This is a genomic window from Pseudomonas sp. ANT_H12B (genome assembly GCF_008369325.1).
Lineage (GTDB): Bacteria > Pseudomonadota > Gammaproteobacteria > Pseudomonadales > Pseudomonadaceae > Aquipseudomonas.
In genome coordinates, this window is sequence record NZ_VOBI01000001.1 from 478552 (window position 1) to 501340 (window position 22789).

Annotated in this window: 25 protein-coding genes; 12 read left to right on the forward strand and 13 right to left on the reverse strand. The window is 59.1% G+C overall.

The window, feature by feature from the left end; all coding sequences use genetic code 11:
• Positions 1 to 223: 223 nt before the first annotated feature.
• Both FQ185_RS02325 and FQ185_RS02330 read right to left on the reverse strand, forming a co-directional pair.
• Positions 224 to 853, reverse strand: coding sequence for a dihydrofolate reductase family protein (locus FQ185_RS02325; protein WP_149416046.1), 630 nt, complete (start codon positions 851 to 853; stop codon positions 224 to 226).
• A 426-nt stretch (positions 854 to 1279) separates the two neighbouring features.
• Complete coding sequence (locus FQ185_RS02330; protein WP_149416047.1) at positions 1280 to 2149, reverse strand: LysR family transcriptional regulator; 870 nt, start codon at positions 2147 to 2149, stop codon at positions 1280 to 1282.
• 99 nt (positions 2150 to 2248) lie between these two features.
• Here FQ185_RS02330 and FQ185_RS02335 point away from each other — a divergent pair, with 99 nt between their 5' ends.
• Entirely contained in the window at positions 2249 to 3190 is a 942-nt protein-coding gene (locus FQ185_RS02335; RefSeq protein WP_149416048.1) for a DMT family transporter, read from the forward strand.
• 84 nt (positions 3191 to 3274) lie between these two features.
• On the opposite strand, the gene FQ185_RS02340 is transcribed toward FQ185_RS02335, so the two are convergent.
• Positions 3275 to 4678, reverse strand: coding sequence for an MFS transporter (locus tag FQ185_RS02340; RefSeq protein ID WP_149416049.1), 1404 nt, complete (start codon positions 4676 to 4678; stop codon positions 3275 to 3277).
• 647 nt (positions 4679 to 5325) lie between these two features.
• On the opposite strand from FQ185_RS02340, the gene FQ185_RS30135 reads away from it, so the two are divergent.
• Positions 5326 to 5493: a hypothetical protein gene (locus FQ185_RS30135; RefSeq protein ID WP_178113482.1), complete on the forward strand. Its 168-nt coding sequence runs from the start codon at positions 5326 to 5328 to the stop codon at positions 5491 to 5493.
• A gap of 85 nt (positions 5494 to 5578) precedes the next feature.
• Here the strand turns inward: FQ185_RS30135 and FQ185_RS02345 are convergent, their stop codons facing one another.
• Entirely contained in the window at positions 5579 to 6745 is a 1167-nt protein-coding gene (locus FQ185_RS02345) for a carboxylate-amine ligase (protein WP_149416050.1), read from the reverse strand.
• A gap of 36 nt (positions 6746 to 6781) precedes the next feature.
• Positions 6782 to 7030, reverse strand: coding sequence for a hypothetical protein (locus tag FQ185_RS02350; RefSeq protein WP_149416051.1), 249 nt, complete (start codon positions 7028 to 7030; stop codon positions 6782 to 6784).
• A gap of 218 nt (positions 7031 to 7248) precedes the next feature.
• On the opposite strand from FQ185_RS02350, the gene FQ185_RS02355 reads away from it, so the two are divergent.
• Positions 7249 to 7689 carry a hypothetical protein gene (locus FQ185_RS02355; RefSeq protein ID WP_149416052.1) on the forward strand — a complete coding sequence of 147 codons (441 nt, stop codon included), beginning with the start codon at positions 7249 to 7251 and terminating at the stop codon, positions 7687 to 7689.
• Positions 7690 to 7721: 32 nt separating this feature from the next.
• Here the strand turns inward: FQ185_RS02355 and FQ185_RS02360 are convergent, their stop codons facing one another.
• A complete protein-coding gene (locus tag FQ185_RS02360; protein ID WP_149416053.1) occupies positions 7722 to 8039 on the reverse strand; it encodes a carboxymuconolactone decarboxylase family protein in 318 nt (105 codons plus the stop codon).
• 175 nt (positions 8040 to 8214) lie between these two features.
• Here FQ185_RS02360 and FQ185_RS02365 point away from each other — a divergent pair, with 175 nt between their 5' ends.
• The 5 genes from FQ185_RS02365 (at position 8215) to FQ185_RS02385 (ending at position 14203) form a co-directional block, all read left to right on the forward strand.
• Positions 8215 to 9588, forward strand: a complete 1374-nt coding sequence (locus FQ185_RS02365; protein ID WP_149416054.1) for a glutamine synthetase family protein — start codon at positions 8215 to 8217, stop codon at positions 9586 to 9588.
• A gap of 22 nt (positions 9589 to 9610) precedes the next feature.
• Complete coding sequence (locus tag FQ185_RS02370; protein WP_149416055.1) at positions 9611 to 11002, forward strand: aldehyde dehydrogenase family protein; 1392 nt, start codon at positions 9611 to 9613, stop codon at positions 11000 to 11002.
• Positions 11003 to 11005: 3 nt separating this feature from the next.
• Positions 11006 to 12166 carry an iron-containing alcohol dehydrogenase gene (locus FQ185_RS02375; protein ID WP_149416056.1) on the forward strand — a complete coding sequence of 387 codons (1161 nt, stop codon included), beginning with the start codon at positions 11006 to 11008 and terminating at the stop codon, positions 12164 to 12166.
• 147 nt (positions 12167 to 12313) lie between these two features.
• The gene (locus FQ185_RS02380; RefSeq protein ID WP_149416057.1) at positions 12314 to 13879 is read left to right on the forward strand and encodes an amino acid permease; all 1566 of its coding nucleotides are present in this window, start codon (positions 12314 to 12316) and stop codon (positions 13877 to 13879) included.
• A gap of 126 nt (positions 13880 to 14005) precedes the next feature.
• A complete protein-coding gene (locus FQ185_RS02385; protein WP_149416154.1) occupies positions 14006 to 14203 on the forward strand; it encodes a hypothetical protein in 198 nt (65 codons plus the stop codon).
• 56 nt (positions 14204 to 14259) lie between these two features.
• On the opposite strand, the gene FQ185_RS02390 is transcribed toward FQ185_RS02385, so the two are convergent.
• The 5 genes from FQ185_RS02390 to FQ185_RS02405 form a co-directional block, all read right to left on the reverse strand.
• A complete protein-coding gene (locus tag FQ185_RS02390) occupies positions 14260 to 15438 on the reverse strand; it encodes a PLP-dependent aspartate aminotransferase family protein (RefSeq protein WP_149416058.1) in 1179 nt (392 codons plus the stop codon).
• Positions 15435 to 16811, reverse strand: a complete 1377-nt coding sequence (locus tag FQ185_RS02395) for a cystathionine beta-synthase (RefSeq protein WP_149416059.1) — start codon at positions 16809 to 16811, stop codon at positions 15435 to 15437. Before FQ185_RS02395 ends, FQ185_RS02390 begins: the two co-directional genes overlap by 4 nt.
• Before the next feature lie 227 nt (positions 16812 to 17038).
• Positions 17039 to 17197: a hypothetical protein gene (locus tag FQ185_RS30140; RefSeq protein WP_178113483.1), complete on the reverse strand. Its 159-nt coding sequence runs from the start codon at positions 17195 to 17197 to the stop codon at positions 17039 to 17041.
• 65 nt (positions 17198 to 17262) lie between these two features.
• Complete coding sequence (locus FQ185_RS02400; RefSeq protein WP_010455066.1) at positions 17263 to 17574, reverse strand: AzlD domain-containing protein; 312 nt, start codon at positions 17572 to 17574, stop codon at positions 17263 to 17265.
• Positions 17574 to 18272, reverse strand: coding sequence for an AzlC family ABC transporter permease (locus FQ185_RS02405; protein WP_149416060.1), 699 nt, complete (start codon positions 18270 to 18272; stop codon positions 17574 to 17576). The genes FQ185_RS02400 and FQ185_RS02405 overlap by 1 nt, the downstream gene beginning before the upstream one ends.
• A gap of 66 nt (positions 18273 to 18338) precedes the next feature.
• Between FQ185_RS02405 and FQ185_RS30145 the strand changes: the two genes are divergently transcribed.
• From FQ185_RS30145 to FQ185_RS30150, 4 genes are all read left to right on the forward strand, one after another.
• Positions 18339 to 18476 carry a hypothetical protein gene (locus tag FQ185_RS30145; RefSeq protein ID WP_178113474.1) on the forward strand — a complete coding sequence of 46 codons (138 nt, stop codon included), beginning with the start codon at positions 18339 to 18341 and terminating at the stop codon, positions 18474 to 18476.
• A 282-nt stretch (positions 18477 to 18758) separates the two neighbouring features.
• The gene (dapA, locus tag FQ185_RS02410; RefSeq protein ID WP_149416061.1) at positions 18759 to 19634 is read left to right on the forward strand and encodes a 4-hydroxy-tetrahydrodipicolinate synthase; all 876 of its coding nucleotides are present in this window, start codon (positions 18759 to 18761) and stop codon (positions 19632 to 19634) included.
• A gap of 60 nt (positions 19635 to 19694) precedes the next feature.
• Positions 19695 to 20069: a DUF2784 domain-containing protein gene (locus FQ185_RS02415; protein ID WP_149416062.1), complete on the forward strand. Its 375-nt coding sequence runs from the start codon at positions 19695 to 19697 to the stop codon at positions 20067 to 20069.
• Between the two features lie 23 nt (positions 20070 to 20092).
• On the forward strand, positions 20093 to 20239 hold the full coding sequence (locus FQ185_RS30150) for a hypothetical protein (protein WP_178113475.1): 147 nt from the start codon (positions 20093 to 20095) through the stop codon (positions 20237 to 20239).
• On the opposite strand, the gene FQ185_RS02420 is transcribed toward FQ185_RS30150, so the two are convergent.
• Both FQ185_RS02420 and FQ185_RS02425 read right to left on the reverse strand, forming a co-directional pair.
• Positions 20191 to 21768 carry a sensor domain-containing diguanylate cyclase gene (locus FQ185_RS02420; protein WP_149416063.1) on the reverse strand — a complete coding sequence of 526 codons (1578 nt, stop codon included), beginning with the start codon at positions 21766 to 21768 and terminating at the stop codon, positions 20191 to 20193. The two genes, FQ185_RS30150 and FQ185_RS02420, sit on opposite strands and share 49 nt — an antisense overlap.
• A 439-nt stretch (positions 21769 to 22207) precedes the next feature.
• Positions 22208 to 22735, reverse strand: a complete 528-nt coding sequence (locus FQ185_RS02425) for a DUF3087 domain-containing protein (protein ID WP_149416064.1) — start codon at positions 22733 to 22735, stop codon at positions 22208 to 22210.
• Between the last annotated feature and the right edge of the window lie 54 nt (positions 22736 to 22789).

The following is a 22789-nucleotide window of genomic DNA, read 5'->3' on the forward strand; positions in this document are numbered from 1 at the left end:
GCTGACAACAGGTTTACGCCGCTCGATAGAGCGCAGACAGCTTTCGGCTGTGGATTCAACGCCTCGATCATCCTCGCGTGGCTATCCTGGCGTTATGTCGAGGTGCCCTTTCGGCGTAACGGGGCGACGTGGCACTTTTTCTCGGGTCTTCGTCCGTCGATTCGCCATTCCGGCATTGGGACCTCCCGCATGAAGGCACGGTGAAATAGCCGCTGTCATTGCCCTACTCAACGTCTTCGAACGATCCCGTACGCACCTCACCGTTGCGGACGTAGCGTGTGATCAGCACACCCACTGACGTGCTGGTCGAGTGCACCAACGTGAAGGCCGATGCTAGTGCGTTGTCGCCGAACAGGCGCTTGCCGTGTCCCAGAACGACGGGGAAAATCATCAGCCGAAGCTCGTCCACCAACCCGGCTGCCAGCAGTTGGCGCACCAGGTCGCCGCTGCCCTGGGTCAATAGGTCGGCGCCGTCCCGATGCTTGAGCGCGCGTATCGCATCAACAAGGTTTTCCTCCAACCCATGACTGTTCTGCCAATCCAGCGTATCGGGCCGATGGGTGGCCACGTGCTTGGGCACGCTGTTGAATAAGTGAGCGATGGTGCGATGGTTTGGATCAGCCTGTTGGTGGTGCGGCCAATATGCCGCGAATATGTCGTAGGTGCGGCGCCCCAGCAGCAACTCGAACGGCTGCGCGAACAGGTCTTGAATAGCCTGGCCGGAGGCTTCGTCGGCGTAGGGCACTATCCAGCCACCGAAGCGGAATTCGCCGCTGGTATCTTCTTGCGGCCCGCCGGGCGCTTGCATGACGCCGTCCAGACTGATGAAGACGGCAACGGTTAGCTTACGCATGCTGTTCTCCTCGTTTGTCCTTGTGAAGGTGCTCGTACAGGGAGAGGTCTGTGGTCATTGCGACTCATCAGATTCATTCCCTGATGGGTAGTCGAATGAGACACGGCGAAATCGACCATACGGTCGAAAAAGTTAAAAAAACGCCCCTATCACTGCCGCGAGAATACGAACCTGGGACGGCACCTGCGGCTATATCGTCTGAACCTGGCGGGTCAAATTTCGGAAGGGGACTGCAAGTCCGCAAGTATGGAAATGCTGGGAGTGGCGATGGGCGTCGCATCAATCCTCATTGGCCGCACGTCATAACGCGGATAACACGTAGCAGTGTTTGGGGCAGCGTATCGGTGCGGGGTGAGATCCGCCGCGGATCGATTGCTGTCCTGCGATGAGGATGCCGTTACACGCAACCGCTTGTTAAAAGCGCCGCTAGCGCTGAAAGCCATGTCCAATCAACCCCACTAACACCTCGCCCGCCTCACTCACCTCCCCCGGGGCCAGCACCAATCGCAATTCATGCACGGGCAGTTCAGGAAACCCGTCAGCCGTGGTCAGCACGCGCATGCCTTGGCGCACTTGAGCGCGGTCGACAATGCCGATGGCCAATCCGGCCTCAATGGCGGTTTCCAGGGCGGTCATACCGGCGCTCATGATGACCGGTCGCCAGCGTCGGCCCAGTTGTGTAAGCGCATCGACCGCCACGCTGCGGTACGGACAGCCCTTGCCATGCAAAGCCAGGGGGATCGGTTTGGCGAGGTTCAGCCGGTAGTCATGGGCGGCCACCCAGACGGGTTGGGTGATGCCAAAAGTCTTGACGCAGCGCTTATCCGGCGCAGCAACGTCAGCCGGCTCCACCAGCAGAGCCATGTCTAGATGCCCACGCTGGAGGCGGGTGTTCAAACGCCCACTGGCACCGGTTTCTACCTCCAGTTCAATGTGCGGAAAATCCGCCGCCAGGTGCGGCAGCGTACAGCCCAGCACCGCACCGGCGTACTCCTCGGAAATGCCCAGCCTGACTCGACCACTGGCTACCGGCGCGGTGAAGCTGGCTAGCAACCGGTCGTGGAGCAGCAAAAGTTCGGCGCTCTGCAATGCAAAACGACGACCCAGCGGGGTCAGGTTGACGGTCTGGTTATCACGCTCCAGCAAGCGTCCACCCGCCAATGCTTCCAGGCGACGAACATGCAGACTGACCGCCGACGGGCTTTTGTTCAAAAAGCTTGCGGCCGCAAGGAATTGCCCAAAGCGCACGATGGCATGAAAGGTACGCAGCAGCTCGATATCAAGTGTCTCGGCCATGATTGATAAATCCTGCATCAGTAGTGCTATTCGTATCGTTTGATTGCATCACGGCTTCATTCATACCATCGAAGTCAGCCCACTGTCAGGTGACACTCGATGAACGTCATTCAAACCCGCCTATCGCTGTTGGGGAGCAGTTTGCTGCTGTTGGCCATGGTCGTCAGCTGGAGTTCTGGTTTCATTGGTTACCGCTATGTAGCCGATCAGGGAAGCGTTTACCTGGCGTCGTTGTGGCGTTTCATTCTGGCGGCGGCGGTGTTGCTTCCTTTCGCTTGGCCGGGTTTGCGCAACCTGCGCGGCCGCGACGTGGTGCATCAAAGTCTGCTGGGGTTGTTCGCGATTGGCGGCTACATCGGGCCCATCGCCGGATCCATTCAACTGGGGGTAGCGCCGGGCACTGCCTCACTGATCGCCAATCTGTTGCCACTGACGATTGTGGTGTTGGCAGGTAGCGTGCCTGGGCAGCATACACGCGGCTGGCAGTGGATGGGGCTGGCGCTGTGCCTGACCGGCATGCTGGTGGCCAGCGGTGCCAGCGTGGAATGGAACGCCGCTGACCTTTGGGTTTATAGCTTGCCGCTGCTGGCAGTCCTCTCCCTGGCGGCGGCCACGCTGTACCAAAAAGCGGCGCCCGGTGCATCGATGTCCGCCTTGAGCGCATTGTTCATTCAGGTATGTGCGGTGGTTCCGGTATTTACAGTGCTGGCGTGTCTTGAAGGAGAAATGCGCCCGCCGGCCAACGCCGGTTTTGCAGGGGGCGTGGTGTGGCTAGTGGTATTTGCAACGCTGGGGGGATATGGATTTTATTGGCTGTGCCTGCAGCGTTTCAGCATTCAGCGCATTAGTGGCGCACTGTTTTTGACACCGCCGGTGACCATGATCTGGGCATGGCTGCAGTTCGGCGATCCGTTGACTATCAGTGCACTGGCGGGAGTGGCATTGACCCTTTCGGGATTGCCATTGTTGGGGATGAGCACCGCGCAGGGGGATCGTGCCGGCAAGGTTGTCCGGCCCCCCGTTGTTCGTGATAGTGAATGAGTGATCTCGCTTCTTGCGGGCGCACTACGACAAAACTACATCGCAGCCCGCCCCGCTTTTCGGCTAACTCAGTCGTACCAGCGATTACAGATCGGTGATTTCCTTATGGCGTGGCACCAGTAACTTCATCACGCTCCACGCCACCAGATAGGCCAGCGCACAGATGGCAAACATGATCATGTAGCCGGTATGAATGTCGCCGATCGTTTTGTAATGGTCGATCACCCAACCGCCGATCTTGGTCATCACTACGCCGCCCATACCGCCAGCCAAACCGCCAATGCCGACCACCGAAGCGATAGATTTTTGCGGGAACATGTCGGACACAGTGGTGAAGATGTTGCACGACCACGCCTGGTGCGCCGATGCGCCCACGCCGATCAGCAGCACCGGCACCCAGAAACTGATGTAACCGAATGGCTGTGCCAGCAAAACCACCAGCGGGAAGAAAGCAATCACCAGCATGGCTTTCATACGGCCGTCATAGGGCGCGTCGCCGCGCGACATGAAGTAGCTGGGGAACCAGCCGCCGCCGATGCTGCCGACCATGGTCATGCTGTACAACACGGCCAGCGGCACCACGATGGCCTGGCCCTTCATGCCGTATTGCGCTGACAGATAGGTCGGAAGCCAGAACAGGAAGAACCACCACACGCCGTCGGTCATGAATTTTCCAAAGGCAAAGGCCCAGGTCTGGCGGTAGGTCAGCAACTTGAACCACGATACTTTTTTGGCAGCCTCACCCGAGTCTGTGGCGGTGAGCGCCTGCGCGCCCTGATCGCTGCGGATGTAGGCCAGTTCCTGCGCGGACAGGCGTTTTTGCTGCTCCGGCTTTTCATACAGCGCAATCCATACGCCCAGCCAAACGAAGCCCAACATACCGACCACGATGAAAGCCGCTTCCCAGCCCCATATACCGGCAATCAGCGGCACGCATATCGGCGCCAAAATCGCGCCCACGTTGGCACCGGAGTTGAAAATGCCGGTGGCAAAGGAACGTTCCTTCTTCGGAAAATATTCGGCGGTGGCCTTGATCGCGATCGGAAAGTTACCCGCTTCACCTATCGCCAGTACGGCGCGCGACAGCATGAAACCTGCGATCGAGACCGGGATGACGGCAATACCGAGCGCGCTGCTTATGGCGCCGATCCCCTCACCCATTGGCACCGCAAAGGCGTGCATGATCGCGCCGGTCGACCAGATGCCGATGGCCAACACAAAGGCGGTCTTGGTGCCGATCCTGTCGACCACGCGGCCGGCGAACAGCATGGAAATCGCGTACACAAACTGAAAAACGGAAGCGATGTTGGCGTAATCAGTATTGCTCCAGCCAAATTGCGTCGACAGATCCGGCGCCAACAGACTAAGTACCTGGCGATCCAGGTAATTGACGGTGGTAGCAAAAAACAACAGCGCACAGATAGTCCAGCGGTATTTGCCGACGGCCTGGCCGATACGTTGCGGATTAATGGGCTCGTTCAGATTCATAGCATCACTTTATTATTGGATTATGGTGATGATCGCTCGGTTTCAAGCGAGATCAAGTGGATCGTAGGGCATTGCCAAAACGCGATGAGTCCGCGCCACCCGGTCAAATCTCGCGAAGCTCAATTGTCAGCGGCCCGAGTTGGATTTTCGCTGGCACTAAGAGGCGTTTGGCGGGACCGTTGCATGCAATAGGCCTGATGCGCGCCGGCATGCAGCCAGGATCGAGCCGTCAGAATCGGCATTCAGGGAGGTGAGAAAGCAGGCTGGATTCATGATGGGCCGACACTCTTTTTTATTTTTAGGCTTGGACAGTCGACGCATCGTCTGTCGTCGTACAACTGTGCCTTTTATATCGAGTTCAATACTGGGCTGTCAATCTGAAAAATGGCCGTTCGTCTCGGCAAAGACCGCTGGTTGAAATTCCCGTTCGCACAGACGTAGCTGGCTGTAGGTCTGTCAGTCGGTTGATTTTCCGGGTGTTGGCAGCAAGGTTGGATATTTTTGAAGACCCATTCAAGTCATACGACAACCGGCTCACCATCAACGAAATAAGGACATTGTCCTGACCCTCCCCTGCCGGGTAAAAAAATCCAGAACTCAAAGCCATACCGCTCTATCCAATGTGTAGGTCAATGGAGGTAAGCGATATGAACAACGATGACACAGATGACGACGTCGAATCAGAAACCACATCAAACACACCGCCCACCGACACGTCTGGCGCCAAAAGCGTAGATCAAGCCAAGGAGGAGGAAGCTGAGGCGCTCAGGCGGAAAATAGCTGAGATAGAACGTAAGGTGGCGGATGGTAACTAGCAAAATGCTGGATCTGGCGGGGGGTGGAAAGCGGCCATAGACTTGAGTGGAGTTGGCCGCTTTTTTCCCGTCGTCAGACTTGTGCTCATGACTCACACACTGCTCTTGGAAGCTCATCGTTGACGCAGGGTTCATGCGCCGTTTCCATCAGCAACTGATCCACCACGGCCGACAGCGCGGCATGAACATCCTCTGAGCCGCGTATGACTCGCGCATAGACGTTTCGCTGTCGCTCTGCGCTGGTACCGTCTTGAAGAATCCGGCGAAGGTGAGAAAAAACATCCGCCATTCCCATCGCTCGAGCTGCGTCACCGAAGATCTGTTCCGCCATGAACAGCCACTGCTCAACAGAGAAGGGTTGGTCGTAACCTTCGACAATGAACGATGCGTGGATGCCACCTCGTTTCGCACGCCAACGATTCTCTTTGAGGATCCATTGGGATTTTTGGGAATAGGTCGACCCGGGGTGAGGTTGATCGATGGCATGGCCGACCAGTAACCGAAAAAAAGAGGCAATACACAACACATCCTCCAACCGAGGGCAGGCATCCGTCATCCGCAGTTCCAGGGTCGGGTACTTGGCGGCGGGCCGTAAACCCCACCAGCAATCGCTGGCCTGCTTGATTGTGCCGGTACGTATCAGCAGTGCGACGTAGGCGTCATAGGCCTTTTGATCTTCGAAGAACTCCGGAACCCCCATCCTCGGCCACTCATCACAGGCGGTCTGGCGATAGCTCATGAAACCAGTGTCGGCACCGTCCCAAAATGGAGAGGAGCAACTCAAGGCCAATAACAACGGAGTCCACGGCAAGACTTCGTTCATCACCTGAATACGGTCCAGGTGCTTCGGAACTTCAACATGCACGTGCAAACCCGATAGCAGGCTACGCCTTGCTACGCGCTGGTAGTCTTCAAACAGTTGAAGAAAGTGATCCTGGTGTGTGGCCTGTTGCGTGCGCCAGTCAGCCAAAGGGTGGCTGCCGGCGCAGAGCAGGCCCAGACCGTAAGGTTCGAAAATGCCGCGCAACGTTCTGCGAGCATAAACAAGGTACTGCGCTGCTTGCGCCATGCTGGTGAAGATGGGGGACGCAACTTCTATTTGTCCCTGGAACATCTCATAAGCGAAACAATGCCCCAAAGCAGCCTCGCACGCCTCAATCGCAGCGCCGGGAGGCTTGTCCGGCATACGCCGGGTAGCCGGGTCCGTGATGAAGTATTCCTCTTCTATTCCGAACCTCAGGTGTCTGTCCATCAATGCCCCCCCTTTTGAACCTTCGACGCGGTGCCCTCAGTGATAGTCCGCTCCGGCGACTGCGCGCAGATACGCCTGATCCGCTTCAATTCGCAGGTCTCGCCACTCTTCCCAACTGACAATGCCCTGGCGATCCATCTCATCCGATTGGCGTAGCAGTTCTTCATGGTAGGCATCGGGACACTCCTTGCGCAGAGCGATGTTTTCGAGTGCCCGATGCCAGACGTCCAAACCACACAGTCTTCTTTCCTGGGCCGGCGTCAGCAGGTTTTTGAAGGAGTTCATGGCATTGGAATCCGAGCGTCATTTTTTGAATGGATCAATCGTGTTCTATATAGGTTCATGAACGCCGACAGAAGGCGTTAACTGACCTTCTTTTGCTGAAACAGCGGTGACATTGAACGGGGGCCCACCGGATTCCGATGCTACGCTTTCATATCCTCGAACAGAGTTGAAGCGATGCACACCCAAACCTCACTCCCAGAATACTTGAGGGTGCAGCCATGCAGCGGAGCCTGATTGGCGGCATCGCCATAGCGATTGTCGGCGCGATGACGTATCTCCTGGTCCAATGGGAAGCCGCCGACAGCCAGAGACACGACGCTCTGTGTGGACAAGCCCAGCAGTCCCTCAAAGGTGTGGAAATACGCGCGCGGGCGTTGGCTGCCGGACTGTCTTTAGACGCGTACGCCAAGGATGAGGAAGCCAAAGTGGCGGCGCTGATCAGAGCGCTCGATGCCGCTAAAAATGAAGCAGAGGTTGACGCTGTAATAGAAGCTCACGCGGCGGCCATAGAAGCGCAGGACGCCGTTATTGACGCTGAAGTCGACACTCGAGGCGATCAGAAATTCCTCGAACAGCGACTCGTGAAACAGCGGATACCTGTGGACGTCAAACAGGAACTGCAACGCGCCGCGAAGGCCGTCAGCGTTGTTTGCAGTTAGCGTTCATCACTGATAAGCCGCTCTCCCCCGACTCATTTCTCAATCACATCATCCGCCCAGCTTATGGCCGCAACGACGGTCGGAAAACCAATCGTGCTCGTCAGCGAGATCAGTGTGTGACGAATCTCCTCTGCCGTAGCGCCCGCTTCCAGTGCCCGTCTGGTATGACTGTGCACCGCGCCCTCAGAGCGAATGGCCGCCGCGGCACCCAGTTGGATCAGCTGGACAACTTTCTCCTCAAGTGGCCCGGAATGACGCACAGACTTACCCAAGGCCTGCACGGCATCCAGGTAATCCGGGTACTGTTTTTTGAGCTGTCGATACGTGTTGTGCTCTCTCTTCTTTCCCATCGTTGTTTCCTCGCGATTCGATGCCGGCAACCGAAACTTGCACTTGGCAACAGTAGGCTAAGCTTAGTGCAGCTTATTGCCCACGATGCTCGCGTCTGCAGGTTTTGGTTGTTTCTGGAGAGCGTCTGCAACAGCTATTTCAGACACGCCAAAACAATCTGTGCAGGACTGTCATATGACCGAGCCTCTACTCAGCTTTGATCAACTCAAGCGTGCTGCCGCCTCCGGTGAGATCGATACCGTGCTGGTGTGCATGATCGATATGCAAGGGCGACTGGTCGGCAAGCGATTCCAGGTCGAGTTTTTCATCGACAGCGGACATGAAGAAACCCACTGCTGCAATTACCTGCTGGCCGACGACATCGACATGGAGCCGGTACCGGGTTACGCCGCGGCCAGTTGGAGCAAAGGTTATGGCGACTTTGTGCTCAAACCCGACATGTCCACGTTGCGACGGGTGCCGTGGCTTGAATGCACGGCGCTGGTGCTCTGTGATGTGCTCGATCATCACCATCGACGGGACTTGCCGCACAGCCCGCGGGCGATCCTGAAAAAGCAGATCGAGCGCCTGCGCGAACGTGGCTATACCGGCATGTTTGCTTCGGAACTTGAGTTCTATCTGTTCGACGAGAGCTACGAGGCTATTCACGAACGCAACTACCACAAGCCGAAGACCGCCGGCCATTACATCGAGGATTACAACATCCTCCAGACCACCCGCGAAGAGCCGGTGCTGCGGGCGATCCGCAAGCATCTGCAGGCCTCCGGCATCCCCGTGGAAAACTCCAAGGGTGAATGGGGGCCGGGCCAGGAAGAGATCAACATCCGTTATGCCGATGCCCTGACCATGGCTGACCACCACGTCATCATCAAGCACGCCTGCAAGGAAATCGCGCAACTGCAGGGCAAGGCAATCACCTTCATGGCCAAGTGGCGCTATGACGCCGCCGGCTCCAGCAGCCATATCCATAATTCGCTGTGGGACAAGAACGGCAAAAAGCCGCTGTTTTTCGATACCAAGGCAGAGTTTGGCATGTCGAAACTGATGCGTTCATGGGTGGCCGGTCAGCTCAAATACGCCAACGACATCACCTGTTTTCTCGCGCCCTACATCAATTCGTACAAGCGCTTTCAGGCCGGCACTTTTGCGCCGACGCGGGCGGTGTGGAGTCGAGACAATCGCACCGCAGGTTTCCGTTTGTGTGCCGAAGGCAGCAAAGCGATCCGTATTGAATGTCGTGTCGGCGGCGCCGACCTCAACCCTTATCTGGCGTTCGCTGCGCTGATCGCTGCGGGGCTGGCGGGGATTGACGAGAAGCTCAACCTCGCGCCGCCCTTCGAGGGCGATGCCTACGTCGACGAGCACTTGCCTGAAGTGTCGAAGACCCTGCGCGAAGCCTGTGCCGCGCTTCAGGGCTCGACCATGTTGCGCGAGGCCTTCGGTGATGAAGTGATCGACCACTACGTACACACCGCCGAGTGGGAACAGAAAGAGTACGACCGACGGATCACCGACTGGGAACTGCAGCGCGGTTTTGAGCGCTATTGAGAAGGCTACTATTGAGAAAATCATGACTTCGATGATTCAACTCATTTCGCCGGTCGATGGCCGGGTCTACGCCGAACGCCACTGCGCCGATGCAACACAGATCGATCAGGCGCTGGCGGCTGCCGCAACCGCTCAGGCGCAATGGAAACGTCGACCACTGAGCGAGCGCGCAGCCTATTGCAACGCCGCAGTGGACGCGATGTTGGCAATGAAGGCCGACATCATCCCGGAACTGGCCTGGCAGATGGGCCGTCCGGTACGGTTTGGCGCCGGTGAGCTACGCGGCTTTGAAGAACGCGCCCGGCACATGATCGCCATTGCACCTGAAGCGTTGGCTGTGCTTGAACCCACGCCTGTCGCTGGTTTTCGACGGCATATCAAACGTGAGCCACTCGGTACGGTGCTGGTCATCGCCCCCTGGAATTACCCCTACCTGACGGCGGTCAACACGATCATTGCGGCGCTGATGGCCGGCAACAGCGTCATTCTCAAACATGCATCGCAAACGTTGCTGGTCGGCGAACGCTTCGCCGAGGCCATGCGCCGGGCCAACCTGCCCGAAGGGCTGTTTCAGAACCTGGTGCTGGATCATGTCTATACCGCAGCAATCATTGCTTCTGGACGGGTGCAGCAGGTGAACTTCACCGGCTCGGTCGAAGCCGGCAAGGCCATGGAAAACGCCGCCACTGGACGCTTCCTCGGACTGGGCCTGGAGCTCGGAGGCAAAGACCCGGCCTACGTCCGGGCCGATGCCGACCTGGTACATGCAGTGGAAAACCTGGTGGACGGCAGCTTCTTCAACGCCGGACAAAGCTGTTGCGCGGTCGAGCGCATCTATGTCGATGAAAAAATCTACCCGGCGTTTATCGAGCGCTTCGCCGCCCTGACCCGCCAATACGTGCTGGGCAATCCACTGGACGAAGCCACCACGCTCGGCCCGCTGGTGTCTCCGAGCGCTGCCGAGTTCGTTCGGGGCCAGATCGCCGATGCACTATTAAAAGGTGCAAAGGCACTGATCGATCCGAAGGCTTTTCCCGCTGGCGTGCCGGGCAGCGCCTACCTCGCGCCGCAGGTGTTAGTCGACGTCAACCATCAAATGTCGGTGATGCGTGAGGAAAGTTTTGGTCCGGTGGTCGGCATCATGCCGGTGGCCAGCGACGACGAAGCCATCGCCTTGATGAACGACAGTGAGTTCGGCCTCAGCGCTTCCATCTGGACGCAAGACCTCGCCGCCGCCGAGCGCCTGGGCAACGAGATCGACACCGGCACCGTGTTCATGAACCGCTGTGATTATCTGGACCCGGCCCTGGCCTGGACCGGCGTGAAGAACAGCGGACGCGGCGTGACGCTATCGCGCCTGGGCTACGAGCACCTGACCCGAGCCAAATCCTTCCATTTGCGCCACGAGATCTGAGCCATGAGCCTGACTGGAAACTGGAACTACCCCACGAGCATTCGCTTCGGTGTCGGCCGCATCGCCGAGCTGGCCGAGGTCTGTCGCAGCCAGGGTATCCAGCGACCGTTGCTGGTCACCGACAGTGGCCTGGCACGCGCGCCGATCACCACGGCAGCGCTGGACGCCTTGCGCGCCGCCGGCCTGGGCGTCGCGCTGTTTTGCGACCTCAAGCCCAACCCGGTCGAAGCCAACCTGGCAGGCGGGCTCGACGCCTGGCGCGCCGGCAAGCATGACGGCGTGGTCGCCTTTGGCGGTGGCAGCGGGCTGGACATGGGCAAGCTCATCGCGTTCATGAGCGGCCAGACCCGACCGGTCTGGGATTTCGAAGACATCGGCGACTACTGGACCCGTGCCGACGAAAGCAGCATCGCCCCGGTCATCGCGGTGCCAACTACTGCGGGCACAGGCTCGGAAGTAGGTCGTGCGGCGGTGATCATCGACGAAAGCACCCACACCAAACGCATCATCTTCCACCCGAAAATGATGCCCCGCGTGGTCATCAGCGACCCGGCCCTCACCGTCGGCATGCCGGCCAAGGTCACCGCCGGCACGGGCATGGATGCTTTTTCGCACTGCCTGGAAGCGTACTGCGCCCCCGGTTTTCACCCGATGGCCGATGGCATTGCGGTGGAAGGCATGCGCCTGGTAGCCAACGCTCTGGTGCGCGCCGTACACACCCCGTCCGACCTTGAAGCGCGCGCGCAAATGCTCGCGGCTGCGGCGATGGGTGCCACCGCCTTCCAGAAAGGACTGGGCGGGATGCATGCCCTCTCGCATCCGGTGGGCGCGCTTTACGACACCCATCACGGCATGACCAACGCCACCTTCATGCCCTATGTCTTGAAGTTCAATCGCCCGGCCATCGAAGAACGCATCACTCGCCTGGCGGCCTGGTTGCGTCTGCCCTCCCCCGGCTTCGAGAGTTTTCTGGCCTTCGTCCTCAAGCTGCGCAAGGACATCGGCGTGCCTCATACGCTGTTTGAACTGGGCGTGGATGATCGGCAGGCCGATTTGATCGCCGACATGGCGATTGTCGACCCCTCTGCCGGCGGCAACCCGCTGCCGTTGACCCGGGCCGGCGCGGCAGAAATTTTCGACGCGGCGTTTCACGGCCGTATTTAGAGCAGTTGTCTGTCCAGTCCGAGGCGTGAACACAGAGCATGGACAGGTTGTAGCGGTTGGAGACAGGAGCAGTACGACAAGGGGTTGAAGGCCAGCCCATCCGGTACCCCGGATGGATGCGTATCAAAACCTGAAGGGGCACACAACATGAATCCAGCAAGTCAGCCCGGCACCAGCGCGCCGCAAGACGACGACGTCAAGGTGTTGCACAGCATGGGCTATGCCCAGCAGCTCTCGCGACGTATGGGCGTTTTCTCCAACTTTGCCATTTCCTTTTCAATCATCTGCATCCTCTCGGGGGGTATCAACTCACTCGCCCAAGGCACATCGGGCGCGGGCGGCGCGTCAATCGGCATCGGCTGGCCCATCGGCTGCCTGATTTCCGGAGTGTTCGCCATGGCCATGGCGCAGATTTCCTCGGCCTACCCCACCGCCGGCGGTCTGTATCACTGGGGCTCGATTCTCGGTAACCGCTTCACCGGCTGGCTGACCGCATGGTTCAACCTGCTGGGGCTGGTCACTGTGCTCGGGGCGATCAACGTCGGTACCTATTACTTCTTTTTCGGCGCCTTCGGACCGGCCCTTGGCATGGAAGACACGACCACGACTCGGGTGATTTTCCTGGCGATCCTGACCGGCCTCCAGGCTCTGTGTAACCACCTGGGTATCGGCCTGACCGCGAAGCTCACCGACTTCTCGGGTTACCTGATCTTCGCCACGGCGCTCGCGCTGACCATCGTCTGTCTGATCTCTGCCCCCAGTTATGAATTCGCCCGGTTATGGACCTTCAGCAACTATTCCGGTGAGGCGGGCGGCAGCGTCTGGCCAGAGGTCTCGAACGGCTGGATTTTCATGCTCGGCCTGCTGTTGCCGATCTACACCATCACCGGCTATGACGCTTCCGCGCACACCTCCGAAGAGACCCGCAATGCGGCCATGTCAGTGCCACGCGGTATGGTCATGTCGGTGGTCTGGTCGTTGCTGTTCGGTTGGGTCATGCTCAGCGCGTTTGTGCTGATGCTGCCGAGCATGGACGAGGCGGCGAAGCATGGTTGGACCGTGTTTTTCTGGGCCATGGACACTCAGGTGAACCCGACGGTAAAAATGGCGCTTTACGTGGCGATTTTTATCTCGCAATTTCTCTGCGGGCTGGCAACCGTGACCTCGGTTTCGCGCATGATCTTCGCGTTCTCACGGGACGGTGGCCTGCCCTTCTCCAAAGCACTGTCCTCTGTCTCGCCTACCCTTCGCAGCCCGGTGGCGGCGATCTGGACCGGTGCCACCCTCGCGGTACTGTTCGTCTGGGGATCGTCGGTGATATCGATCGGTGAAACACCGGTCTACACCATCGTGGTGTCCTGCACGGTGATCTTCCTGTTCTTCTCCTTCGTCATTCCCATCATCCTGGGCCTGTTTACTTACGGGACCTCGAAATGGCCGACCATGGGGCCGTGGAACCTGGGGCGCTTTTGGTACTCATTCTTCGCAATCCTCTCGATCCTCTCGATGGTGATCATTTTCGTCATCGGCATCCAGCCGCCGAACGATTGGGCGCTGTACATCACCATCGGCTTTCTGGTGCTGACGGCCATCGTCTGGTTCGGCTTTGAAGCCCGACGCTTCCAGGGCCCGCCGATTGGCGACATGATCGTCAAGCGCCAGGCTGAAATCGCGGCGGCTGAGGAGGCGTTGAATAAACGGGCGGGAAGCTGAGTGCCCGCTCTGCAACACCCGATTGAGACCTATCGCAAAAGGTGAAGCCTTGCGCTTCACCTTTGCGTAAAACAGGCACCTTGTGGGCGCAATTCGCCCACTCAGACCAGGTTGATCTCGACGTTGATGTTGCCCCGCGTGGTTTTGGAGTACTTTTTCAAATTGGCCGTGCAGTTCTCGGATGTCGAGGCGATACATTCGGCGTCCGCGCATGCTTACCCCGAGGCAGGCCGGCAAATTGCCGCACACGCCAGCCTCGAAACCGCGCGCATCGAAGCGCTGCGTCTGGGGATTACTCAGATTCGTTGGAATGTGTCGATCTGATCCTCCCCGTGCAATCACAAAAATGCAGGGCCAGCACCTCTTCTGAAAACGTCGATTCAAATCCGCGCCAGCGCCTGTGCCAGGTCGGCGCGCAGGTCTTCCACATCCTCCACACCCACTGACAAACGCACCAGCGCATCGCCGATGCCGAGCTGCGCGCGGGTGTCTGCGGGGATGGTGGCGTGGGTCATGATCGCCGGGTGCTCGATCAGGCTTTCCACACCGCCCAGGCTCTCGGCCAGGGCGAAGATCTGCACATTTTCGAGGAAGCGCTTGGCGCCGGCCAGATCGCTGTTCAGGTCGAGGGAAATCATTCCGCCGAAACCGCGCATCTGCTGACGTGCCAGTTCGTGCTGCGGGTGCGACGGCAGGCCCGGATAATAGACGCGCGCCACCTGCGGCTGACGCTCAAGCCACCGCGCCAGTTCCAGCGCGTTGCTGCAATGACGTTCCATGCGCAACGCCAGGGTCTTCACGCCGCGCAGGGTGAGAAACGCGTCGAACGGCCCGGCGATCGCGCCCACTGCGTTCTGCAGGAAGCCCAGGCGCTCAGCCAGCTCAGCGTTCTGCCCCACCACCGCGATGCCGCCGATCACGTCGGAATGGCCGTTCAGATACTTGGTCGTCGAGTGCACCACGATATCGAAACCCAGCTCCAGCGGACGCTGTATCCAAGGGCTGGCGAAGGTGTTGTCGGCCACACAGAGAATGCCTCGTTCGCGGCAGATGCGTGCGATCGCAGCGAGGTCAGTGAGGCGCAGCAAGGGATTGCTCGGCGTCTCGACACAGACCATCCGTGTGTCGTCCTGCAGCGCGGCTTCGAAGGCCGCCAGGTCCGTCAGATCGACGAAGCTGAAGCGATGCCCGGCGCTGCGCCGGCGCACCTTGTCGAACAGCCGGAACGTACCGCCGTACAAATCATTACCGGAGACGATGTGCGAGTCAGCGTCGAGCAGCTCGAGCACGGTGGAAATCGTCGCCAGCCCGGAAGCGAAGGCGAAGGCCTGGGTACCGCCTTCGAGATCCGCCACACAACGCTCCAGCGCAAAGCGCGTCGGGTTGTGCGAACGCCCATAGTCGAAGCCCTTATGAACGCCGGGGCTCTGCTGCAAATAAGTGGAGTTGGCGTAAATCGGCGGCATCAACGCCCCGGTGGAAGGGTCCGGCGTCTGTCCGGCATGGATCACACGGGTGGCGAAGGCGCGTGGTGTAGCGGTTTCATCGTGTTGACTCATGTGAGGGATCTCCGTAAGTGATTGAGCAGGTCGACGCGGGTAATCAGGCCGTGGAAGCCCGAGGCGTCGGCGATGATCGCTACCAGCCCACGGTCAAGCTCTGCTTGCAGTTCAGCCAGACTGGCGCCGGGCGGCAGGGTTTGCAATTTGTCGGTCATGGCGCTGGCCACCGTCAAACGAAAGTGCGAAGCGTTCTGGTGCACGCCAAGCAAAATATCGGATTCATCAATCACGCCAACCAACCGCTGTTTATCCACCAGCACCGGCAGTTGCGACACATCTGCCAGGCGCATGCGCTGGAAGGCAGTGAGCAGCGTATCGTCCGGCCCCACGCTGATCACTCGGCCATCCTCGAAGCGCCGTGAGATCAGGTCGCGCAGATCGCCGTAATGCTTGTACTGCAACAGACCCTGATCGTTCATCCACTGGTCGTTGTAGACCTTCGACAGGTAGCGGGTGCCGGTGTCGCAGACGAAAGTGACCACGCGTTTCGGTTCGGTTTGCTCGCGGCAGTAACGCAGCGCTGCCGCCAGCAAAGTGCCGGTCGAAGAGCCGCCGAGAATACCTTCGGCGCGCAGCAGCTGGCGGGCATGATCGAAGCTTTCCTCGTCGCTGATTGAATAGGCCTGGCGCACGCTGGAAAGGTCGGCAATCGAGGGAATGAAGTCTTCGCCGATGCCCTCCACCGCCCACGAGCCGGGCGTACCGAGGGTGCCGCTGCGGCTGTATTCGGCCATCACCGAGCCGACCGGATCGGCCAGCACCATGGCGAGTTCTGGCTGCACGCGGCGAAAAAAACGGGTGAGCCCGGTCAGCGTGCCGGCCGAACCGACGCCGACGACGATGGCATCCAGGTCATGCTGGGTCTGCGCCCAGATCTCCGGCGCAGTGCTGCATTCGTGGGCCAGCGGGTTGGCCGGGTTGTTGAATTGATCGGCAAAGAAGGCGTCGGGAATTTCCTGCGCCAGCCGTGCCGCAACGTCCTGGTAATACTCGGGATGGCCCTTGCCGACGTCGGAGCGGGTGATGTGCACCTCGGCGCCCATTGCCTTGAGGTGCAAGACTTTCTCGGTGGACATTTTGTCCGGCACCACCAACACCACCCGGTAACCCTTGGCACGGCCGACCAGGGCCAGGCCTAGCCCGGTGTTGCCGGCGGTAGCCTCCACGATGGTGCCGCCGGGTTGCAGGCGACCATCGCGCTCGGCGGCGTCGATCATCGCCAAGCCTATACGGTCCTTGATTGATCCACCGGGGTTCTGCGATTCGAGTTTGAGAAACAGCGTGCACGGGCCGGTATCGAAGCGGCTGACGCGCACCAGCGGCGTATTGCCGATCAGTTCGAGCACGGCGGGACGGGAGTCGTTTGGCATGTCGTAACCTCGCTGCGAAAATCCGCACTGGATGGACAGCAACCTGAGGCCAGTCAAGCACGTTGGTCGCTGGAGATGCCTCGCATGGAACATAGGCAGGGATTGCGCCCTCCGCAACCATGCGCAGCCAGCCGGTAACGTGCCGGTTGGTGCAATGCACTGTTTACCCAATGAAAAACGCCGCTTATCCCTCACCGGGAAAGCGGCTTTTTTTTGGCGCGGCCCACTCAGGGCTTCAACGGAAACTCTTGGTCTCGGTCTGACAGTTCTTTGCCGTCGTCGGGATGCTTCCAGTCCGGCGTCGAACGCTTCTGCCGCTTGATCTCTTCTTCCGTGGGTTCATCCATGTCTTCATCCGGGTCCGGAACTTTTTGTTCAGTTGCCATGCTCACCTCTCTTCCTAAGGGATCAGTCATCAACTTTAAGCGTAGAACAATTTCTTGCACCCGGCTCAGAGCCACCAGCGCAACAGAAAGAAAAACCCCATGCTCAACAGCATGCTGAGCAAGGTATTGCGGGTGTAAAGCACCAGCCCCACCGCCACCAGCGAACTGATCAGATACGGGTTATCCCACTGCAGATTCAGCTGTTTGTCGGGCATGAACACAATCGGCCCGCAGATCGCGGTCAGCATGCCCGGCACCGCAAAACCGAGGAATTGCCGGGCGTTGCTGCTCAAGCGCAGCGGCAGCCGAGGCTCGAGAAATACGTAGCGGTTCAGAAAGACGAGCACGCCCATCCCGATAATCACAGCCCAGACCATCATGGACGACCCCCATAGAATTTATTGCAGACAAAGCCTGCGGTCATGCCTGCCAACCCGGACAGCACCAGCGCCGAGCCCCATTGCCAGTAGCTGAACAGCACCGAGCAGAACAGTGACACCGCCACACACACCACGGTCGGTACATTACGTACCACGGGGGTGATCAGGGCGATAAACGTCGCCGCGATGGAGAAGTCCAGCCCCAGATGTTCCAGGCCCGGAATGCTGCTGCCGAGCACGATCCCGGCCAGGGTGAAGAGGTTCCAGGCGATGTAAAACGTCAGGCCGACGCCCAACGCGTACCAGCGGTTGAACTGCTGTTTGTCATGCTGGCTGGTCAGGGCGAACAGCTCATCGGTGAGCAAAAAACCAAGCCCTGCCCGCCAGCGACCCGGCAACGGTGAAATTACCGAACGCATGCTCATGCCGTACAGCAAATGCTGGGAGGTCAGCAGCAGCGTGGTCAGCAGAATCGAAAAGATCCCGGCTCCACCCTTGAGCATGCCGATTGCCACCAGTTGTGCGGCACCGGCGAACACGATGCCCGACAGGCCCTGGCCTTGCAGGGGTGTGAGATTGGCCTCGATGGCCATGGAACCGGCCAGCAATCCCCAAGGCGCAGTCGCCAGGGACAACGGCATGATGGCTGCGGCACCACGAAGAAACGCACTGCGCGGCATGAGTGAATTGGACATAACGCTCTACAACCAGGGAAAGACGTCAGACTGTGCCAGCAGTCGTGGGCGATGGCTTGAACAATCTTGCGCACTTTGATCGCGTCTTTGTCCGCATCGCTGCACGCAACGCCGCTGGAATTCGTCGAACAGGTCGACAAGTTGCTCTATCAGGCCAAACGCAATGGCCGGATGCGCGCCCAGTTCACTGATTTTCGCGATTGACAAACACTGCGCCGACTTTTAAAACTGAGCGCCTCATTCAGGGTGTCAGCAACATGTCCGCAACCTTCAACCTCAACACTATCGTCATTGGCTTGAATGCCAAGGCGCAAGGTTGCGTTGCGCACGCCCTGAAATCGAAGAAACAGTCGCTCATGTGACCGGGGCGCGCTGTCCCGTCAGATGAGCTGACAGGACATTGAGCGCTACGGACTCCCGACCCTTGCTTACTGCCTTCTACGCTTCTGACGGTGACGAAATCGGTCAACCTTCAGGAGAAAGTGCATGTCATCGTTTCAAGGTATCTGGGTTCCACTCGTTACACCGTTTCACAATGGCGCTATCGACTTTGTCGGGTTGGGGCGGCTGGTCGCTCATCTGCTGGAAAAAGGCGTCGACGGGATCGTGGTCTGCGGCACCACGGCCGAAGCGGCGGCACTGAGCAAACATGAGCAATTGGCGGTGCTCGATGCCGTGCTGGAACAGGTGCCGGCGCATCGCGTGGTCATGGGGCTGGCCGGGAACAATCTGACCGAGCTGCTGCAATTTCAGAGTGAAATCCTGACACGTCCGGTGGCGGGTTTGCTGGTGCCACCGCCGTATTACATCCGCCCTTCCCAGGCAGGCCTCGAAGCGTTTTTCAAAACGGTGGCCGACGCCTCCAGCGTCCCGGTCATTCTCTACGACATCCCTTACCGCACCGGCGTGGCCTTCGAACAGGCGACCCTGCTCAACATCGTTGCCCATGAGCGCATCGTCGCGATCAAGGATTGCGGCGGCAATCAGGCCAACACCCTGGCGCTGCTGGCCAGTGGCAAGGTCGACGTTCTGTGCGGCGAAGATAACCAGATCTTCAACGCCTTGTGCCTGGGCGCCAAAGGCGCGATTGCGGCCTCCGCGCATGTCCATCCCGAGTTGTTCGTGGCGTTGTATCAACAGATTCGCGACAACCAGTTAGCGACCGGACGAACGACATTCTTTCAACTGCTGCCGCTGATCCAAAGCCTGTTCATCGAACCCAACCCCGCCCCGGTGAAAACCGCCCTGGCCTTTGAAGGCTTGATTGGCGACGAAGTGCGCGCGCCAATGCAACGCAGCACTAAAGCCATGGTGACGAAGTTGAAGGACGTGCTGATGACGCTGAACCACAACAATCGATAGAGCGCCGGCAACCAGCCCGAGTACCATGAAGCGACTCGCTTAACGCATCAGGGAGTCGACATGCTTTACCGAATCGCTGCCGACGGGCTGGTGCTGTTTCACCTGTTGTTCATTCTGTTCGTGCTGTTCGGCGGGCTGCTGGTACTCAAGTGGCGACCGCTGATCTGGTGGCACGTGCCCGCCGCGGTGTGGGGCGTTTCGGTGGAAGTCTTCCACCTGCCCTGCCCGCTGACTGACTGGGAAAACCTCATGCGTCACGCTGCCGGGCAAACCGGCTATGGCGACAGTTTCATCGAGCATTACCTGTGGCCGATCATTTACCCGGCCGGCCTGACCCCGGCGATTCAGGTGGGATTGGGCAGCGTGGTGCTGGCGATCAACGTATTGGTCTATCTTCGCGTGATCAGGCAGTGGAAAGTACGTCGGGCCGCCTGAAACCAGATCCGGGGATTGAGAACATGCTGTCGATTGAAGACCTGGCGTTGCTCGAAGCCAACCGCGAAACCGGCAGCCTGTCGCGGGCCGGGGCTCACCTCGGTGCTGATGTTCTGCGCGGTCAGTTGGCGATGACGCTCATGTTCCGCCCGCTGGCCTTGGCCACGTAAAGCGCCTTGTCGGCGGCACCGATCAAATCGTCGGGCCGGGCTTGCGAGGCCGGGTCGTACGCAGCGACTCCCAGGCTCACCGTCACCACGCCTTCGGCACATTCTGTGTGCAGGATGCCCGCTAGCTGAACCGCACGACGGATTTTTTCCGCCACCAGAAACGCCCCCACATAGTCGGTCCCGGGCAGTACCACGGCAAACTCTTCACCGCCATAACGGGCGGCCAGATCGCCGGGGCGCTTCATGTTGTCCGTGATGATTGCGCTGATGTTGCGCAAACACTCATCACCGGCCAAATGGCCGTAGTGATCGTTGAACAGTTTGAAGTGATCGACATCGATCATCAGCAGCGCGAGGCGGGTCTGGGTACGCTTGGCCCGGCCGATTTCCGCGAGGATGAACAAGTCAAACTGGCGCCTGTTGGACAGACCGGTCAGTGCATCCTCCAGGGCCAGTAACTCGAGGCTGCGATTGACCTCAAGGAGTTTTTCCTGAGCATCCAGCAGCACCTCCTGAACTTGATTCTGCTGCTTCATGAGGCGGATCAGGCGAAAACCGAGAATGCCCAGGAACCCGAGCAGAAATGCAACGATGCCGGCCCTCAGTATTGACTCCTGGCGCCAGCTGGCGAGGACTTCATCCTTGTTAAGTGCGGCGAAAATGATCAGCGGATAACCTTCCACTCTTCGAAACCCCACCACCCGCTCGACGCCATCGACATAAGACTTGACCGTTGCCGTACCGAAATTGCCCTTGGGCAACAACTGATTGAACAACGGTCCCTTGGCAACACTGGTGCCGATGTCAGCTTCATTGAACGGTCGACGAACCACGATGCTAGCGTCGTTGGCGATCAGGTTGATCACGCCGTTTTTGCCCATGTCGATGCTGTCATAGAGCCCGAGGAAATGGCTGAGATAAATCGTTGCCAGCGCCACGCCGGCAAAGCGGCCATCCGAATGATTGACGCGGCGCGAAACCGTCATGATCCATTCACCGCTGGAACGGCTCTTGATCGACGGACCGATGTGGGGCCCGCGGTCGGGGTGATCGCGATGGTAGACGAAATATTCACGGTCGGAGTTGTTGGCAATGGACACGACGGCGCCGTTGGAATTGGCAATCCAACGCCCGGCTTCGTCATAAACGAACAAGCCATGGAGCTGGCGCAACTCATTGCGCTGGGCACTGAGCAAATGCTCCAGCCGGGGTACCCGGGCTGCGTCGATGCCGTCGTTTTCGAGGCGATCCACCAGGGTCAACAGGAGCGTATCGGCTTGCTTGATTGACGCCTGCGCTTGCGAGGCCAGGGTCTGGGCAAGGTTGGACATCGCCACTTCTTTGTCTTGCAGATGGTATTGGCGTGAGCTCCAGGCTTCCCAGATGACAATGACCGTCATCGACAGGCACACCGCCACCAGCAGAAACACCGCAGAGCGGACCTTGAGCGTCGCACCGACTTGTGCAGCCACCAAAGGCCTGCCGTGGCGGGATCGTTCAATTCGGTCTTTAACGGACGGATGTCCCATAACGCTCCCTGATTCTTATGACAGGCGAACCATTCCGTTAGCCGTTTTAACCATGCATGACGGGTATGAGCCGTCAGGGGCCGGTCGACTATGCCTGATCAAACACCTGACAGGGTGATCTACGCCATAAGTATTCGCACGGCTGTCTCGACAAACGGGCGCAGGTTTTGCGTCACGTGAATCGGACACATCGAGGATACTGTCCGCCACCGTCAGGGTTTAAGAAGAGGCAGTAGCGCGCCCCGCCGTCTTGCACGCCCAAATCGTGGCCACACCCAGGACAACGGCGAAGATCAGTATCGGGCTAAACGTGGGTTTCAGGGGCATGAGCGTTTCCTTACTGGCATCAGACTCCCGTTCGGGCAGTGAAGGTTCAGCCGAGACTCCATGCCCCCGAAGCCCTACCTCCAATGGTGCGCAATTCGCCCACACCATTGTTTCACTTCGACGACTGTTTCACGGCCTCGATCCAGGCGGGATTCAATTGCGTCTGTTCAGTGTCGATGCCCTGCGCTTCCATCCGTGCCTTGTGTTGATCCATCTCGCGGGTCAACTGGCTGTGATCGCTGGAATTGCCGTCCAGCTCGTGCATCTGGCTCAAGCCCAGATGGTAGAAGCGCAGCAGCTTCATGGCCGTCGGATCGTCCTTCTCCACCGCTGCCGTGACCTGATGCATGACGTTCGTGATGCTCATCAGGCTGCGTTTGAGCTGCCAGCCGTAGACCGCCGGAGCCATCCATTCCTGGGTCCAGAACGTACCGCGCATCAGCGCCACCATCAGCAGCACCGCGACAAACACCCCGCCGACGTTGAAACGCAGATTGTCCCCACCGGGCTCACCGAACAGCGCCACCGCCGCGGTGGACAACACCATCGCCAGCGCCAGGAAAAGCAGCGCAATAATCACCGTGCTGCGCCGCGTCTGTTGTCGATAGGTTTCGGCATTCTTCGGCTGGATCTCGAACATCGCGGCTGGATTCCTTGGGGGCATGGGCAAAAAGTGTGCGGGCATTATCGCCTC